Genomic DNA, 17,381 nt, shown 5'->3' on the forward strand with positions numbered 1-17,381 from the left:
TTATCATGACGGATAAATTGACCTCCCTGCGTCAGTACACAACAGTCGTGGCTGATACCGGAGATATCGCGGCAATGAAGCTCTATCAGCCGCAGGATGCTACAACCAACCCTTCTCTGATCCTTGGGGCAGCCCAAATCCCGGAATACCGTAAACTGATTGACGAAGCTGTGACCTGGGCGCGCAGCCAGAGCAGCGATCGCGCGCAGCAAGTGGTTGATGCGTCCGACCGCCTGGCCGTTAACATCGGTCTGGAAATCCTCAAACTGATCCCGGGCCGTATCTCTACTGAAGTTGACGCGCGCCTCTCTTACGACACCGAAGGCTCCATCGCCAAAGCCAAACGCCTGATCAAAATGTATAACGATGCGGGCATCAGCAACGATCGTATCCTGATCAAGCTGGCTTCCACCTGGCAGGGCATTCGCGCAGCAGAACAGCTGGAAAAAGAGGGCATCAACTGTAACCTGACGCTGCTCTTCTCCTTCGCCCAGGCGCGTGCCTGTGCCGAAGCGGGCGTCTACCTGATCTCTCCGTTCGTAGGTCGTATTCTTGACTGGTACAAAGCCAACACCGACAAGAAAGAGTACGCACCGGCAGAAGATCCGGGCGTGGTTTCCGTGAGCGAAATCTACCAGTACTACAAAGAGCACGGTTATGAAACTGTGGTAATGGGCGCAAGCTTCCGTAATATCGGCGAAATCATTGAGCTGGCTGGCTGCGACCGTCTGACCATCGCCCCGGCGCTGCTGAAAGAGCTTTCAGAAAGCGAAGGCGCGCTGGAGCGCAAACTGGTTTACACCGGCGAAGTGAAAGCGCGTCCGGAGCGCATCAGCGAAGCGGAATTCCTGTGGCAGCACAACCAGGATCCGATGGCGGTTGATAAACTGGCGGACGGTATCCGCAAGTTTGCCGTTGACCAGGAAAAACTGGAAAAAATGATCGGCGATCTGCTGTAATCATCAGGCGTGGCCGGGCTCCCGGTCACGCTTCTTCTCTCCACTCTGTTTGCCTCTCCCCTCAGCGTGTATCATTCCGTAAACGGTTTTATGCAACGGAATAATTATGGATACCTTACGCATTGGTTTAGTTTCGATTTCCGATCGCGCCTCCAGCGGCGTTTATGAAGACAAAGGCTTACCCGCGCTCGAAGCGTGGCTGGCATCGGCCTTAACTACCCCGTTTCATATCGAAACGCGCCTGATCCCCGACGAGCAGACCATCATTGAGCAAACGTTATGTGAGCTGGTGGATGAGATGAGTTGCCATCTGGTGCTGACCACTGGCGGAACCGGCCCGGCGCGACGCGATGTGACCCCCGATGCCACCATCGCCGTTGCCGATCGCGAGATGCCGGGCTTTGGCGAGCAGATGCGCCAGATCAGCCTCAATTTTGTGCCGACGGCCATTCTTTCGCGCCAGGTGGGCGTGATCCGTAAACAGGCGCTGATCCTCAACCTGCCAGGCCAGCCGAAATCGATTAAAGAGACCCTGGAAGGGCTGAAAAGCGAGAACGGTGAAGTGAAAGTAGCGGGGATTTTTGCCAGTGTACCGTATTGTGTACAGCTTCTTGATGGCCCCTATGTGGAAACGGATCCGCAGGTCGTAGCAGCTTTTCGTCCTAAAAGCGCAAGGCGCGAAACTTTATCCTGAAAGCAGCGCTTTTCTGACATATGCGATCCCGGCAGTGGCGTATTGATATTTTTACGGTATAGTCATTTTTAGTTTACATAACTCGTAAAAATATAATCGTTCACTCTTATCAACGGTTCGCTATGTCACATTACACACGCCCTCTGAATAAACAGGATTATAAAACCCTGACCCTCGCCGCCCTCGGCGGGGCGCTGGAGTTTTACGATTTCATCATCTTCGTCTTTTTCGCCGCCGTGGTCGGGGAACTCTTCTTCCCGGCCGATATCCCCGAGTGGCTGCGTCAGGTGCAGACCTTTGGTATTTTCGCCGCTGGTTATCTGGCGCGCCCGCTGGGCGGCATTGTGATGGCGCACTTCGGCGATCTGGTCGGGCGCAAAAAGATGTTCACCCTCAGCATCCTGCTGATGGCGCTGCCAACGCTGGCGATTGGCCTGCTGCCGACCTATGCCTCAATGGGCATTGTCGCGCCGCTGTTACTGCTGTTTATGCGCGTGTTACAGGGCGCAGCGATTGGTGGCGAAGTGCCAGGCGCATGGGTGTTTGTTGCTGAGCATGTCCCGGCGCGCCGCATCGGTATCGCCTGCGGCACGCTGACGGCGGGCTTAACGGTTGGCATCCTGCTGGGATCGGTGGTTGCCACGCTGGTCAACACCAGCATGACGCAGCAGGCGATCCACGACGGCGGCTGGCGTATTCCCTTCCTGCTTGGCGGCGCGTGCGGGCTGGTGGCAATGTATTTACGCCGTTGGCTGCGTGAGACGCCCATTTTCCTGGAGATGCAGCAGCGCAAAGCGCTGGCGCAGGAGTTGCCGGTAAAAGCGGTGGTGCTGAAGCACAAAAAAGCGGTAGTGGTTTCAATGCTGCTGACCTGGCTGCTCTCAGCCGGGATTGTGGTCGTCATTCTGATGTCACCGGTCTGGCTGCAAAAGCAGTATGGCTTCGCGCCCGCCCTGACCTTACAGGCAAACAGCATCGCTACGGTCATGCTCTGCTTTGGTTGTCTGGCGGCGGGGCTGTTAGTCGATCGCTTCGGTGCCAGCCGCACCTTTATCGTCGGCAGCCTGCTGCTCGCCGCTTCCAGCTGGCTCTTCTATCACCGCGTTGGCAGCCACCCGGAACAACTCTTTCTGCTCTATGGCCTTGTCGGCTTGTGCGTTGGCGTTGTGGGCGCGGTGCCCTATGTGATGGTGCGCGCCTTTCCGGCGGAGGTGCGCTTTACCGGCATCTCTTTCTCTTACAACGTCTCTTATGCCATTTTCGGCGGGCTGACGCCGATTGCGGTGACGATGCTGATGAGCGTCTCGCCGATGGCACCGGCCTGGTACGTGCTGGCGCTCTCCTTGATGGGGTTTGGTTTGGGCGTTTGGCTGCGCCAGGATCTGCATCATGCCGATAGCGTGGCCGACACCCCGCTCGAATCCTTATAAAAAAACGGAGCCTTCAGGCTCCGTTTTTTATTGCTCAATCTCCACGTCGCTTATCGCGAAGCGGACTTTCTTACCCTCTTCGTGATAACCGATACGAATAAATATCCGTAATGTCTCCAGCCAGGCATAGTCGCTGCTCATCGCTCTCCCGTCACCGCGATCGTCGGTACAAGTGAACTCCAGCAGGCGGCCGCTGAAGCGCGGGTTAAGGGTGGCGGCCTCTTGCCACTGCGCGTCAGCTTTACAGGTCTGGCTCTTTGTCACCTGTTGCGCTTTTTTCGCAACCTGTTGCTGCACGCGCCACTGAAAATGCCCGCCGGCTACGGGCGGCAGCGCAATATCGCTCTCAAGGGTTTGCGTCACAGCAGGCGTTACTGCCATCGACTCCACGCTTTTCAACTCGACAAGGTTAAACAGACTCTGATCCTGAAAATAGAAGGCGATATTAGCTAACGGTGCCGTTTTGAGCGTTAAGGTTGTACCGTCCGGCTGCGTATCGATACGGAAAATTGTCGGCATAGAACTATCGGCATTCTGTTTGTAGCGCAAATGGCGAAAAGCAGGGCGTTGCTCAGGAGAGCCAATCGCCTGTTGCACACGCTTTTCGACCTCTTGCGGCAAGGTTGCCTCGCCCAATAGCGCAGGATCGTTACCGGAGAAGTCGGGCGGCGTGGGCTGATTTGCCGCTAATGTTTTCTCCCGTGTCGTTAACGGCCCCTGGCCGTTGAACTGGCGAATATCCTTCACGGCGCAAAGCGCTTTGCCCGCAGCCAGCTGATCTTCAGTAAGCGGCGTGACGTCAGAGGAGGGCGCTTGCTGGAGGGTTAACCGATCGTGCTCATCCAGCCAGTAAGCGTTGAGCGGCGTGCCGTTTCCGCTCTGACAATGGAAGCGAATATCGTGAATTTTCATGGAGTAAGGCGCGCCATATTTGGCGTCACGATGAATCTGTCCATAATCGGTGCCGAACCGCAGCCGAAGTATGTCGCCATCGCGAATGCTGTTGTTAACGTCCACGGCCTGCCAGTCGCCCTCTTTATCTGCCGCAGATAAGATCCGCCACGCCGGTGGCGGTAGCTTTAGCCCGCAGACATCCAGCTCCGCATTACCGCTGAACATCGCTTCCCCCTCGGCTGAAAGGGCGACGCCAGGCACATAGCGGTTGATAGAACCTGCACCAAAGGCGCGTACTTCATGAGGCGTGCCGGTGGCTACTTCGGTAATTAACAAGTTTTTGGCGTGCGTGGTGCAATCCACATTCAGCCATATCTTGGTGCTCTGTGGCGTTGATGCAGTGGTGGCGCGATAAAGAGCCGTAATATTCTGACCATCATGTGGGCCAAAGGCGTTAGCCGATTGCAGCGTGATATCCGTAACGGGGCCAGGTGAAGCAAGCGTCTGGAGCGGTAAAAGCAGCGCCAGCGAAAGGGGGGTGAGGCGAGTCATGGTGAATTCTTCACAGTAGCAGAGGTGGGCGCTACGTTAACGGAAAATGGCCCGGCGGGATAACGCCAGAATGGGTAGTAACGCGAAAAAAATGCGAAGCCCGGCTTCGCATTTTAGGGGAGAAAGGAATCAGGCTTTTTCGCCAATCGGCAGCACGGTGCGGCCAAACTGCTCGTTCAGCACTTCGCCCATCGCCAGGTAGATCGCGCTGGCACCGCAGACGAGGCCAATCCAGCCCGCGATATGGACGATGTTTTCGTTATCCGCCAGATGTCCCACCGCCAGCAGCGCAAACAGCACCGTCAGGCTCAGGAAGACAAACTGCAACATGCGCGCGCTCTTCAGCGTGCCGAAGAACATAAACAGGGTAAAGACGCCCCAGATGGCTAAATAGACGCCGAGGAAGTGGCCGTTGGTCGCCTCTGTCAGCCCCATTTTCGGGAACAGCAGAATTGCTACCAGCGTCAACCAGAAAGAACCGTAAGAGGTAAAAGCCGTTAAGCCGAAGGTGTTGCCTTTTTTATACTCAAGCAGGCCGGCAAAAATTTGTGCGATACCACCATAGAAAATGCCCATCGCCAGGATAATGACATCCATCGGGAATAAACCAATATTGTGCAGGTTAAGCAGAATAGTGGTCATGCCGAAGCCCATTAAGCCCAGCGGAGCCGGATTAGCCAACTTAGTGTTGCCCATAATTCCTCAAAAGAATCAATTGATAAAGGGGAGAAATAATTACCCCGCGGGCGTTTTCTGCAAGCGGGGCGCGGCATCATAAATAGCGCCATCCGGCCTGTCTATGATCTGAACAGGGGGAAATTAAAAAATTTTTTACTGTCTCCCCCTTGATGCGCGGCGCGGCGACCCCATCTTGTAGTCAACCGCATTTTGTGGGCTTGTAAAAAAATCAATACAGGGCAGTTGAAACCGTGAGGTTTGCCCTTATTACAGGTTCACAACCAGCTGATGACGAATTTTTAGTGGAGACGTTTAGATGGGTAAAATTATTGGTATCGACCTTGGGACAACCAACTCTTGTGTAGCCATCATGGATGGCGCTTCGGCACGCGTGCTTGAGAACGCTGAGGGCGATCGCACCACGCCTTCCGTAATTGCGTACACACAGGATGGCGAGACTCTGGTAGGTCAGCCGGCTAAACGTCAGGCAGTGACGAACCCGCAAAACACGCTGTTTGCGATCAAGCGCCTGATTGGCCGTCGCTTCCAGGACGAAGAAGTCCAGCGTGACGTATCTATCATGCCTTACAAAATCATGGCAGCCGACAACGGCGACGCCTGGATTGATGTGAAAGGCAACAAAATGGCACCGCCGCAGATCTCTGCTGAAGTGCTGAAAAAAATGAAGAAAACGGCGGAAGATTACCTGGGCGAACCGGTAACTGAAGCGGTTATCACTGTTCCGGCTTACTTTAACGATGCGCAGCGTCAGGCGACCAAAGACGCCGGCCGTATCGCGGGCCTGGAAGTAAAACGTATTATCAACGAACCGACAGCGGCTGCGCTGGCTTACGGTCTGGATAAAGAGACCGGCAACCGCACTATCGCGGTATACGACCTGGGCGGCGGTACCTTCGATATCTCCATCATCGAAATCGACGATGTTGACGGCGAAAAAACCTTCGAAGTACTGGCGACCAACGGTGATACCCACCTCGGTGGTGAAGACTTCGACAGCCGTCTGATCAACTACCTGGTGGAAGAGTTCAAGAAAGATCAGGGTATCGATCTGCGCAACGATCCGCTGGCAATGCAGCGCCTGAAAGAAGCGGCAGAGAAAGCAAAAATCGAGCTCTCTTCTGCCCAGCAGACCGACGTGAACCTGCCGTACATCACCGCAGACGCGACCGGTCCGAAACACATGAACATCAAAGTGACTCGCGCGAAACTGGAAAGCCTGGTCGAAGACCTGGTAAGCCGTTCTATCGAGCCGCTGAAAGTTGCGCTGCAGGATGCGGGCCTCTCCGTTTCTGACATCAACGACGTGATCCTGGTCGGTGGCCAGACCCGTATGCCGATGGTGCAGAAAAAAGTGGCTGAGTTCTTCGGCAAAGATCCGCGTAAAGACGTGAACCCGGATGAAGCAGTAGCTATCGGTGCTGCGGTTCAGGGCGGCGTTCTGACCGGTGAAGTTAAAGACGTTCTGCTGCTGGACGTTACCCCGCTGTCGCTGGGTATCGAAACCATGGGCGGCGTGATGACTCCGCTGATCAACAAAAACACCACCATCCCGACCAAGCACAGCCAGGTGTTCTCTACTGCGGAAGACAACCAGTCTGCGGTAACCATCCACGTGCTGCAGGGTGAGCGTAAACGCGCCTCCGATAACAAATCGCTGGGTCAGTTCAACCTCGACGGTATCAACCCGGCACCGCGCGGCATGCCGCAGATCGAAGTCACCTTCGATATCGACGCCGATGGTATTCTGCACGTCTCTGCGAAAGACAAGAATACCAACCGCGAGCAGAAGATCACCATCAAGGCTTCTTCTGGTCTGAACGAGGATGAAATCCAGAAAATGGTGCGTGACGCGGAAGCGAACGCCGAGTCTGACCGTAAGTTCGAAGAGCTGGTACAGACCCGTAACCAGGGCGATCATCTGCTGCACAGCACCCGTAAGCAGGTTGAAGAAGCAGGCGACCAACTGCCGGCTGAAGACAAAACTGCAATCGAGTCCGCGCTGAGCGAGCTGGAAACCGCGCTGAAAGGCGAAGACAAAGCCGCCATCGACGCGAAAATGCAGGCGCTGGCACAGGTTTCCCAGAAACTGATGGAAATCGCCCAGCAGCAGCACGCACAGCAGCAGGCGGGCGGCGCTGATGCTTCTGCGAACAACGCCAACGCGGCGAAAGATGACGACGTGGTTGACGCCGAGTTCGAAGAAGTTAAAGACAAAAAGTAATCGCCCTTATGCAGGGTAGATAACCAGCACGGGCGTCGGAGTTTTCTCCACGCCCGTGCTCGTATGTTAAGGGGCAGATAAACCGATGGCGAAGCAAGATTATTACGAGATTCTCGGCGTGTCGAAAACGGCCGAAGAGTCTGAGATCAAAAAGGCGTACCGACGCCTGGCCATGAAATTTCACCCGGACCGCAACCAGGGCGATAAAGAGGCCGAAAGCAAATTCAAAGAGATCAACGAAGCCTATAAGGTCCTGACCGATCCCCAGAAACGCGCGGCGTACGATCAGTACGGCCATGCGGCCTTCGAGCAGGGCGGCGGCGGCGGTGGATACGGCGGCGGCGGCTTTGGTGGCGGTGCCGACTTCAGCGACATCTTTGGCGATGTCTTTGGCGACATCTTCGGCGGCGGTCGTGGCCGTCAACGCGCAGCGCGTGGTTCCGATCTGCGTTACACCATGGAGCTGACGCTGGAAGAAGCGGTACGCGGCGTCACGAAAGAGATCCGCATCCCGACGCTGGAAGAGTGCGACATCTGCCACGGCAGCGGCGCAAAAGCGGGTACCCAGCCGCAGACCTGTCCGACCTGTCATGGCTCCGGCCAGGTGCAGATGCGCCAGGGCTTCTTTGCCGTACAGCAGACCTGTCCGCACTGTCAGGGCCGCGGTACGCTGATTAAAGATCCGTGCAACAAATGTCACGGTCACGGTCGCGTTGAGAAATCCAAAACCCTCTCCGTGAAGATCCCGGCAGGGGTGGATACCGGCGATCGTATTCGTCTGAGCGGCGAAGGCGAAGCGGGCGAGCATGGCGCACCGGCAGGCGATCTCTATGTTCAGGTGCAGGTGAAACAGCATCCGATCTTCGAACGCGAAGGCAATAACCTCTACTGCGAAGTGCCGATCAACTTTGCTATGGCGGCGCTGGGCGGCGAAATCGAAGTGCCGACGCTGGATGGTCGCGTGAAGCTGAAAGTGCCGAGCGAAACCCAGACTGGCAAGCTGTTCCGCATGCGCGGTAAAGGCGTGAAATCCGTACGCGGTGGCGCGCAGGGCGATCTGCTGTGCCGCGTAGTCGTAGAGACGCCGGTCGGCCTGAACGAGAAGCAGAAGCAGCTGCTGCAGGATCTGCAGGACAGCTTTGGTGGCCCGACGGGAGAAAACAACAGCCCGCGCTCCAAAAGCTTCTTCGACGGCGTGAAAAAATTCTTCGACGATCTGACGCGCTAAGCGTCCCGCATCACCTCTCTTTATCAACCCGGCGCTGCCGGGTTTTTTTTGCCCGCTCGCATACCTCGGGAAAACAGAGCTGATAAGCAATAATAATCTGTTTTTAACGAAGAGTTGCGAGGAGTAAGATAGCCGCCACGACGTTACAGGGAGTGGGAGAATCCGATGAAGTTTTTGCACCGTTTTTTAAATAGCGATGCCTCAGGTGGCATCGTGCTGATTTTGGCCGCTGCGCTGGCCATGCTCTGCGCAAACCTTGGCGCGACGCAGGAGATTTACAGCTCGTTTTTACAGACCCCGGTCCAGCTGAAAGTCGGCTCGCTTGAGATCAATAAAGACATGCTGTTGTGGATTAACGATGCGCTGATGGCGATCTTTTTCCTGATGGTCGGTCTGGAAGTGAAGTATGAACTGGTTGAGGGAACCCTCGCCAGCCGCCAGCAGGCGGTATTCCCGGTGATTGCCGCGCTGGGTGGAATGGTTGCACCCGCGCTGATCTTCCTGCTGTTTAATGGTCATAACCCGCTGGCAAGCCACGGCTGGGCCATTCCGACCGCGACCGATATTGCCTTCGCCCTTGGCGTACTGGCGCTGTTAGGTAATCGCGTCCCGCCGGTACTGAAGGTGTTTCTGATGGCGCTGGCGATCATTGACGATCTCGGCGCGATTGTGATTATCGCACTCTTCTACACCAGCGATCTCTCGACTCTGGCGCTGGGCGTTGCCGCCACCGCTATCGCTGTGCTGGCAATCATGAACGCGCTCAACGTGCGCCGTATCGGTCTCTATATGTTAGTGGGCGTCGTGCTGTGGACGGCGGTGCTGAAATCCGGGGTACATGCCACGCTTGCGGGCGTTATCGTCGGTTTCTTTGTACCACTGAAAAAAGAGAATGGCGTGTCGCCGTTACATCAGTTGAGTGATGCGATTAGCCCGTGGGTCGCCTGGCTTATTCTGCCGCTGTTTGCTTTTGCCAATGCCGGGGTTCCTCTTACCGGTATGTCGCTCTCCGGCCTGACGGATGTACTGCCGCTGGGGATTATTGCTGGCCTGGTGATCGGTAAGCCGCTCGGCATTTCGCTCTTCTGCTGGCTGGCGCTGCGTTTGAAACTGGCGAAGCTGCCGCACGGCGCGGTGTTCAAACAGATTATGGCGGTCGGCGTGCTGTGCGGCATCGGCTTTACCATGTCGATCTTTATCTCGTCGCTCGCCTTTGGTGACGCGCATGCCGATATGATCGCCTGGAGCAAACTGGGCATTCTCACCGGCTCGGTTATCTCGGCCGTGGCGGGTTACTGCCTGCTGCGTACGCGCATTATCCGCACGGCGTAGTCACCAAAAGGTAAAGCGCCATGTCATATATCAATTACAACCATCTGTACTACTTCTGGCATGTCTACCGGGAAGGATCCGTCGTTGGCGCGGCGGAGGCGCTTTACTTAACGCCGCAGACGATCACCGGGCAGATAAAAGCGCTGGAAGAGCGGCTGCAGGGCAAGCTCTTTAAACGTAAAGGGCGGGGGCTGGAAGCTACCGAACTGGGTCAACTGGTGTTTCGCTATGCGGATAAGATGTTCGCCTTAAGCCAGGAGATGCTCGATATCATCAACTACCGCAAAGAGGCGAACCTGCTGTTTGATGTCGGCGTGGCGGATGCGCTCTCAAAGCGGCTGGTGAGCGGCATTCTTGATGCCGTCGTACAGGAGGGCGAGCCGATTCACCTGCGCTGCTTTGAATCGACGCACGAGTTGCTGCTGGAGCAGTTAAGCCAGCATAAGCTCGATATGATTATCTCTGACTGCCCCATCGACTCTGCGCAGCAGGAGGGGCTCTTTTCGGTGAAGATTGGCGAATGCAGCGTCAGCTTCTGGAGCAGCGGCCCGGTGCCCGATCTGCCGTTTCCCGCCTGCCTTGAAACGCGGCGGTTATTAATTCCCGGTCGCCGCTCAATGCTCGGCCGCAAGCTAATGAACTGGTTTCATGTGCAGAACCTGCAGGTGGAGATCCTCGGCGAGTTTGATGATGCTGCGCTGATGAAGGCCTTTGGCGCGAAACATGACGCCATTTTTGTTGCGCCGACCTCCTATGGCGACGACTTCTATGCCGATGCGCGAATGGTGGAGATCGGTCGGCTCGACAATGTGCAGGAGGAGTATCACGCGATTTTTGCTGAACGGATGATCCAGCATCCGGCGGTGCAGCGCATCTGCAATCGCGATTATTCAGCGCTCTTCGCGCTCCGCCAGAAATGAAAAAACCCGCCGAAGCGGGTTTTTTTTACAAAGCGAACAGCGAAGCGATTAAGCCAGGCTGTTGATACGCGCGGTCAGGTTAGCCTTATGACGCGCTGCTTTGTTTTTGTGGATCAGACCTTTAGCGGCCTGACGATCCACGATCGGTTGCATTTCGTTAAATGCATTCTGCGCAGCGGCTTTGTCGCCAGCTTCAATAGCTGCGTATACTTTCTTAACGAAAGTACGCATCATTGAGCGACGGCTAGCGTTGTGCTTGCGAGCCTTTTCAGACTGAACGGCGCGCTTCTTAGCTGATTTGATATTAGCCAAGGTCCAACTCCCAAATATGATCTTTATGGACAATTCAAAGGCCGGGGAATATGCCCTTTTAGCCTTCTTTTGTCAATGGATTTGTGCAAATAAGCGCCGTTAAGCAACGACGCTCGTTACGTAGTGATGGCGCAGGATTCTAACAGCTTGCGTGTCGCGAATACAGCTTTTCCACCAGAAAAATCGTGCATAACGGCAGATTCTCACCACAGCCAGCGGCAGCCTGATGAAAAGCCTCTCCTTTCTGGCGTGATAAGGCAATCGCCGGTTAACGTTGCCCGCTGTACAAGGTATAATCCGACGATTTTCACTGTTTTGAGCCAGACATGAAGCTGATACGCGGCATACATAACCTCAGTCATGCACCGCACGGGTGTGTGCTGACTATTGGTAATTTCGACGGCGTACATCGCGGTCATCAGGCGTTGCTACAGGGGCTGGGCGCAGAAGGGCGCGCGCGTGGCCTGCCGGTGGTGGTGATGATTTTTGAACCGCAGCCGCTGGAGCTGTTCGCCGGGGAAAAATCCCCCGCGCGGCTAACGCGTCTGCGCGAGAAGCTTCGCTGGCTGGCCGAGTGCGGCGTGGAGTATGTTCTCTGCCTGCGCTTCGACAGGCGTTTTGCGGCGCTGACCGCACAAACCTTTGTCAGCGACCTGCTGGTCGACCGCCTCGGTGTGAAATTTCTCGCAGTCGGTGACGATTTCCGTTTTGGCGCTGGTCGCCAGGGGGATTTCTTGTTATTACAGAAGGCCGGCGAGAAATATGGCTTTGACGTCACCAGTACGCAAACCTTCTGCGAAGGCGGCGTGCGGGTGAGCAGCACCGCGATTCGCCAGGCGCTGGCGAACGACGACCTGGCGCTTGCCGAGAATCTACTTGGCCGCCCGTTCAGCATCTCCGGGCGCGTTGTCCACGGCGATGCGCTGGGGCGCACCATCGGTTTTCCGACGGCGAATGTGCCGCTGCGCCGCCAGGTCTCCCCGGTAAAAGGGGTCTACGCGGTTGAAGTGGCAGGCCTCGGCGACACGCTGCTGCCGGGCGTGGCCAATATTGGTACCCGTCCGACGGTGGCAGGTATTCGCCAGCAGCTGGAAGTGCACCTGCTGGATGTTGCAATGGACCTTTATGGTCGCCATATAGACGTAGTACTGCGTAAAAAAATACGTAACGAACAGCGCTTTGCTTCCCTCGATGAACTGAAGGCGCAAATCGCCCGAGATGAGGTAGCGGCCCGTGAGTTTTTTGGGCTATCTAAACCGGCTTCTTAAGGCCTGGTGGTATTAATCAAACCGAAATACGGAACCGAGAATCTAATGAGTGACTATAAATCTACCCTGAATTTGCCGGAAACAGGGTTCCCAATGCGTGGCGATCTCGCCAAACGCGAACCGGGAATGCTGGCGCGTTGGACTGATGATGACCTCTACGGCATCATCCGTGCGGCGAAAAAAGGCAAAAAAACCTTCATTCTGCATGATGGCCCTCCATATGCGAATGGCAGCATTCATATTGGTCACTCGGTTAACAAGATTCTGAAAGACATTATTGTGAAGTCCAAAGGGCTCGCAGGTTATGACTCGCCTTACGTTCCGGGTTGGGATTGCCACGGTCTGCCGATCGAACTGAAAGTCGAGCAGGAGTACGGCAAACCGGGTGAGAAGTTTACCGCCGCCGAGTTCCGCGCCAAGTGCCGTGAATATGCCGCCACGCAGGTGGACGGGCAGCGCAAAGACTTTATCCGTCTGGGCGTGCTCGGTGACTGGTCGCACCCTTACCTGACCATGGACTTCAAAACCGAAGCCAATATCATCCGCGCGCTGGGCAAAATCATCGGTAACGGCCACCTGCTGAAAGGGGCAAAACCGGTGCACTGGTGCGTCGACTGCCGTTCCGCGCTGGCGGAAGCGGAAGTTGAGTATTACGACAAAACCTCACCGTCTATCGATGTCGCCTTCCAGGCCGTCGATCAGCAGGCGGTGAAAGCGAAATTCGGCGTTGATTCTGTTAACGGCCCGGTTTCGCTGGTTATCTGGACCACCACGCCGTGGACCCTCCCTGCTAACCGCGCTATCTCCCTCTCTCCGGAGTTTGAGTACGCGCTGGTACAGGTTGACGGTCAGGCGGTGATCCTGGCAAAAGATCTGGTTGAGAGCGTGATGAAACGCACCGGCATCAGCGATTATCGCGTGCTGGCTACGGTCAACGGCGCTGAGCTTGAACTGATGCGCTTCAAACACCCGTTCCTCGATTTCGACGTGCCGGCGATCCTTGGCGATCACGTTACGCTGGAAGCGGGTACCGGCGCGGTGCATACCGCCGGTGGTCACGGTCCGGACGACTACACCATCAGCCAGAAGTACGGTCTGGAAATTGCCAACCCGGTTGGCCCGGACGGTCGCTATCTGCCGGGCACCTACCCGACGCTTGATGGCATCAACGTCTTCAAAGCGAACGATATCATCGTGGCGCTGCTGACCGAAAAAGGCGCGCTGCTGCACGTCGAGAAGATGCAGCACAGCTATCCGTGCTGCTGGCGTCACAAATCGCCGATCATCTTCCGCGCCACGCCGCAGTGGTTCGTCAGCATGGATCAAAAAGGGCTGCGCACGCAGTCGCTGCAAGAGATCAAAGGCGTGCAGTGGATCCCGGACTGGGGCCAGGCGCGTATCGAATCGATGGTCGCTAACCGTCCTGACTGGTGTATCTCCCGTCAGCGCACCTGGGGCGTGCCGATGTCGCTGTTCGTTCATAAAGATAGCGAAGAGCTGCACCCGCGTACGCTGGAGCTGATGGAAGAGGTAGCAAAACGCGTTGAAGTTGACGGCATTCAGGCCTGGTGGGATCTCGATCCGCGCGACATCCTCGGCGATGACGCTGACAGCTATGTCAAAGTGCCGGATACGCTGGATGTATGGTTTGACTCCGGTTCAACCCACGCCTCCGTCGTCGACGTTCGCCCGGAGTTCGCGGGCCACGCGGCAGACATGTATTTGGAAGGCTCGGATCAGCATCGCGGCTGGTTTATGTCATCCCTGATGATCTCCACGGCGATGAAGGGCAAAGCGCCTTATCGTCAGGTGCTGACCCACGGTTTCACCGTCGATGGTCAGGGCCGCAAGATGTCTAAATCGATCGGCAACACCGTTTCGCCGCAGGATGTGATGAACAAACTCGGCGCGGATATCCTGCGTCTGTGGGTGGCATCAACCGATTACACCGGTGAAATGGCCGTTTCCGACGAGATCCTGAAGCGTGCCGCCGATAGCTATCGTCGTATCCGTAACACCGCGCGCTTCCTGCTGGCGAACCTCAACGGTTTCGATCCGGCGAAAGATATGGTGAAACCGGAAGAGATGGTGGTGCTGGATCGCTGGGCCGTTGGCTGCGCGAAAGCGGCGCAGGAAGATATCCTGAAAGCCTACGAATCCTACGACTTCCATGAAGTGGTGCAGCGCCTGATGCGCTTCTGCTCCGTGGAGATGGGCTCGTTCTACCTCGACATCATCAAAGACCGTCAGTACACCGCGAAAGCGGACAGCCGCGCACGTCGCAGCTGTCAGACCGCGCTCTACCACATCTGTGAAGCGCTGGTGCGCTGGATGGCACCGATCATGTCCTTCACTGCGGATGAGATCTGGGGCTATCTGCCAGGCGATCGCGAGAAGTATGTCTTCACCGGCGAGTGGTACGAAGGCCTGTTTGGCCTGGCGGACGATGAAGCGATGAACGACGCCTACTGGGCCGAGCTGCTGAAAGTGCGTGGCGAAGTCAACAAGGTGATCGAGCAGGCGCGTGCCGATAAGAAAGTGGGCGGCTCCCTTGAAGCGACGGTGACGCTATTCGCACAGCCGGAACTGGCGGCGAAACTGACGGCACTGGGCGATGAATTGCGATTTGTCCTGTTGACCTCAGGCGCGCAGGTTGCGGATTATGCCAGCGCGTCTGCGGATGCGCAGCAGAGCGAACTGCTCAAAGGGCTGAAAGTAGCGCTGAGTAAAGCCGATGGTGAGAAGTGCCCGCGTTGCTGGCATTACACCCATGATGTCGGTCAGGTGGCGGAACACGCAGAAATTTGCGGACGCTGTGTTAGCAACGTCGCCGGTGACGGCGAAAAACGTAAGTTTGCCTGATGAGTAAACCGATCTTTTCAACAGGGCTGCGCTGGCTATGGCTGGTCGTGGCGGTGCTGATTATCGATCTGGGCAGTAAGTACCTGATCCTTCAGAACTTCGCTCTGGGGGAAACGGTCTCTCTGTTCCCGTCGCTAAACCTGCACTATGCGCGTAACTATGGGGCGGCATTCAGCTTCCTCGCCGACAGTGGCGGCTGGCAACGCTGGTTCTTCGCGGGTATCGCTATCGGTATCTGCGTGGTGCTGGCGGTGCTGATGTACCGCGCTAAAGCGTCGCAAAAGCTGAATAACATCGCCTATGCGCTGATTATTGGCGGCGCGCTCGGTAACTTGTTCGACCGTCTGTGGCATGGCTTTGTCGTCGATATGATCGATTTTTATGTGGGCGACTGGCATTTTGCTACCTTTAACCTTGCCGATACCGCAATCTGTATCGGCGCGGCGCTGATCGTGCTGGAAGGGTTTTTACCCTCCGCCGCAGTGAAAAAACAGGCGTAAGCCATAAAGCGTTGTAGGCCCGGTTATTAAGCCGGATAAGCGTAGCGCCATCCGGCATGCAATATACCCGGGTCCTACATTCGCTATCACATAAGAGCAACCTGCATGTCTAAATCCGTACAGAGCGACAGCGCAGTGCTGGTGCACTTCACGCTCAAGCTCGAAGATGGTTCACTTGCCGAATCCACTCGCAACAATGGTAAGCCGGCGCTGTTTCGCCTTGGCGACGGTTCCCTTTCCGAAGGGCTGGAGCAACATCTGCTTGGCCTGAAGGCCGGGGAGAAAAAGGTCTTTTCCCTTGAGCCAGATGCCGCCTTCGGCACGCCGAGCCCGGATCTGATCCAGTACTTCTCGCGCCGTGAATTTATGGACGCCGGCGAGCCTGAAATCGGCGCGATTATGCTCTTTACCGCAATGGATGGCAGCGAAATGCCGGGCGTGATCCGCGAAATCAACGGCGACTCGATTACCGTCGATTTCAACCATCCGCTGGCGGGCAGAACCGTCCACTTTGATATCGATGTGCTGGAAGTCGATCCGGCACTGGAGGAGACAGATGCAGATCCTGTTGGCTAACCCGCGCGGTTTTTGCGCTGGCGTTGACCGCGCTATCAGCATTGTTGAAAACGCGCTGGCTATCTACGGCGCGCCGATTTATGTGCGTCACGAAGTGGTGCACAACCGCTACGTGGTCGACAGCCTGCGTGAGCGCGGCGCTATTTTTATTGAGCAGATAAGCGAAGTGCCGGACGGCGCGATCCTGATCTTCTCGGCGCACGGCGTTTCACAAGCGGTGCGCAACGAAGCGAAAAGCCGTGATTTAACGGTCTTCGACGCCACCTGTCCGCTGGTCACGAAAGTGCATATGGAAGTGGCACGCGCCAGCCGTCGTGGCGAAGAGGCGATTCTGATTGGACACGCCGGTCACCCGGAAGTGGAAGGCACCATGGGTCAGTACAGCAACCCGAAAGGGGGCATGTACCTGGTTGAGTCGCCGGACGATGTGGCGACGCTTGAGATCAAAGATCCGGGCAAACTCTCCTTCATGACCCAGACCACGCTCTCCGTCGACGATACCTCTGACGTTATTGACGCCCTGCGCGTGCGTTTCCCGCAGATCGTCGGGCCGCGTAAAGATGATATCTGCTACGCCACCACCAACCGTCAGGAAGCGGTGCGCGCACTGGCTGAACAGGCGGAAGTGGTGCTGGTAGTCGGGTCGAAAAACTCCTCCAACTCCAACCGGCTCGCCGAGCTGGCGCAGCGGATGGGCAAAGCGGCCTATCTGATTGATGATGCCTCTGATATCCAGGAGCGCTGGGTTCAGGGTATTGCCTGTGTCGGTGTTACCGCTGGCGCGTCCGCGCCGGATATTCTGGTGCAGAACGTGATTACCCGCCTGCAGGAGCTGGGCGGCGGCGACGCCATCCCGCTTGAAGGACGCGAAGAGAATATCGTCTTCGAAGTGCCAAAAGAGCTGCGGGTCGAGGTTCGCGAAGTCGAGTAACCT

General features: G+C 56.4%; 15 protein-coding genes and 1 pseudogene. 13 read left to right on the forward strand and 3 right to left on the reverse strand.

Translation table 11 applies throughout. The features are described from left to right. Positions 1-5 precede the first annotated feature (5 nt). From tal to SOM48_RS08890, 3 genes are all read left to right on the forward strand, one after another. On the forward strand, positions 6-959 hold the full coding sequence (gene tal, locus SOM48_RS08880; RefSeq protein WP_042713423.1) for a transaldolase: 954 nt from the start codon (positions 6-8) through the stop codon (positions 957-959). Between the two features lie 106 nt (positions 960-1,065). Further along, positions 1,066-1,653 carry a molybdopterin adenylyltransferase gene (gene mog / locus SOM48_RS08885; RefSeq protein WP_320511810.1) on the forward strand — a complete coding sequence of 196 codons (588 nt, stop codon included), beginning with the start codon at positions 1,066-1,068 and terminating at the stop codon, positions 1,651-1,653. 122 nt (positions 1,654-1,775) lie between these two features. Further along, positions 1,776-3,083, forward strand: a complete 1,308-nt coding sequence (locus SOM48_RS08890) for an MFS transporter (protein ID WP_320511811.1) — start codon at positions 1,776-1,778, stop codon at positions 3,081-3,083. 27 nt (positions 3,084-3,110) lie between these two features. Here the strand turns inward: SOM48_RS08890 and SOM48_RS08895 are convergent, their stop codons facing one another. After that, positions 3,111-4,529: a hypothetical protein gene (locus SOM48_RS08895; RefSeq protein WP_320511812.1), complete on the reverse strand. Its 1,419-nt coding sequence runs from the start codon at positions 4,527-4,529 to the stop codon at positions 3,111-3,113. Between the two features lie 129 nt (positions 4,530-4,658). Beyond that, positions 4,659-5,225, reverse strand: coding sequence for an acetate uptake transporter (gene satP, locus SOM48_RS08900; RefSeq protein ID WP_076768923.1), 567 nt, complete (start codon positions 5,223-5,225; stop codon positions 4,659-4,661). A 298-nt stretch (positions 5,226-5,523) separates the two neighbouring features. On the opposite strand from satP, the gene dnaK reads away from it, so the two are divergent. The 4 genes from dnaK (at position 5,524) to nhaR (ending at position 10,929) form a co-directional block, all read left to right on the forward strand. Then, positions 5,524-7,449 (forward strand): molecular chaperone DnaK, encoded by a 1,926-nt coding sequence (dnaK, locus tag SOM48_RS08905; RefSeq protein ID WP_076768922.1) that lies wholly within the window; start codon positions 5,524-5,526, stop codon positions 7,447-7,449. A gap of 85 nt (positions 7,450-7,534) precedes the next feature. Continuing rightward, positions 7,535-8,677, forward strand: a complete 1,143-nt coding sequence (dnaJ, locus tag SOM48_RS08910; protein WP_023480326.1) for a molecular chaperone DnaJ — start codon at positions 7,535-7,537, stop codon at positions 8,675-8,677. A 165-nt stretch (positions 8,678-8,842) separates the two neighbouring features. Next, positions 8,843-10,009 (forward strand): Na+/H+ antiporter NhaA, encoded by a 1,167-nt coding sequence (nhaA, locus tag SOM48_RS08915; protein ID WP_289744370.1) that lies wholly within the window; start codon positions 8,843-8,845, stop codon positions 10,007-10,009. Between the two features lie 20 nt (positions 10,010-10,029). After that, on the forward strand, positions 10,030-10,929 hold the full coding sequence (gene nhaR, locus SOM48_RS08920; protein ID WP_128483666.1) for a transcriptional activator NhaR: 900 nt from the start codon (positions 10,030-10,032) through the stop codon (positions 10,927-10,929). 48 nt (positions 10,930-10,977) lie between these two features. Here the strand turns inward: nhaR and rpsT are convergent, their stop codons facing one another. Beyond that, a complete protein-coding gene (rpsT, locus tag SOM48_RS08925) occupies positions 10,978-11,241 on the reverse strand; it encodes a 30S ribosomal protein S20 (protein WP_023480327.1) in 264 nt (87 codons plus the stop codon). Positions 11,242-11,330: 89 nt separating this feature from the next. On the opposite strand from rpsT, the pseudogene SOM48_RS08930 reads away from it, so the two are divergent. The 6 genes and pseudogenes from SOM48_RS08930 (at position 11,331) to ispH (ending at position 17,378) form a co-directional block, all read left to right on the forward strand. Beyond that, positions 11,331-11,560: pseudogene (locus SOM48_RS08930) on the forward strand (DUF2575 domain-containing protein). 7 nt (positions 11,561-11,567) lie between these two features. Then, positions 11,568-12,509, forward strand: a complete 942-nt coding sequence (ribF, locus tag SOM48_RS08935) for a bifunctional riboflavin kinase/FAD synthetase (protein WP_023480490.1) — start codon at positions 11,568-11,570, stop codon at positions 12,507-12,509. Between the two features lie 45 nt (positions 12,510-12,554). Beyond that, entirely contained in the window at positions 12,555-15,371 is a 2,817-nt protein-coding gene (gene ileS / locus SOM48_RS08940; protein ID WP_128483665.1) for an isoleucine--tRNA ligase, read from the forward strand. Further along, positions 15,371-15,871 carry a signal peptidase II gene (lspA, locus tag SOM48_RS08945; protein ID WP_042715392.1) on the forward strand — a complete coding sequence of 167 codons (501 nt, stop codon included), beginning with the start codon at positions 15,371-15,373 and terminating at the stop codon, positions 15,869-15,871. Before ileS ends, lspA begins: the two co-directional genes overlap by 1 nt. 105 nt (positions 15,872-15,976) lie before the next feature. After that, a complete protein-coding gene (gene fkpB / locus SOM48_RS08950; protein ID WP_054802788.1) occupies positions 15,977-16,447 on the forward strand; it encodes an FKBP-type peptidyl-prolyl cis-trans isomerase in 471 nt (156 codons plus the stop codon). Then, the gene (ispH, locus tag SOM48_RS08955) at positions 16,428-17,378 is read left to right on the forward strand and encodes a 4-hydroxy-3-methylbut-2-enyl diphosphate reductase (protein WP_094419331.1); all 951 of its coding nucleotides are present in this window, start codon (positions 16,428-16,430) and stop codon (positions 17,376-17,378) included. Before fkpB ends, ispH begins: the two co-directional genes overlap by 20 nt. The last annotated feature ends 3 nt before the right edge of the window (positions 17,379-17,381 follow it).

It is taken from the genome of Kosakonia sp. CFBP8986, from assembly GCF_034044935.1.
GTDB lineage: Bacteria > Pseudomonadota > Gammaproteobacteria > Enterobacterales > Enterobacteriaceae > Kosakonia > Kosakonia cowanii.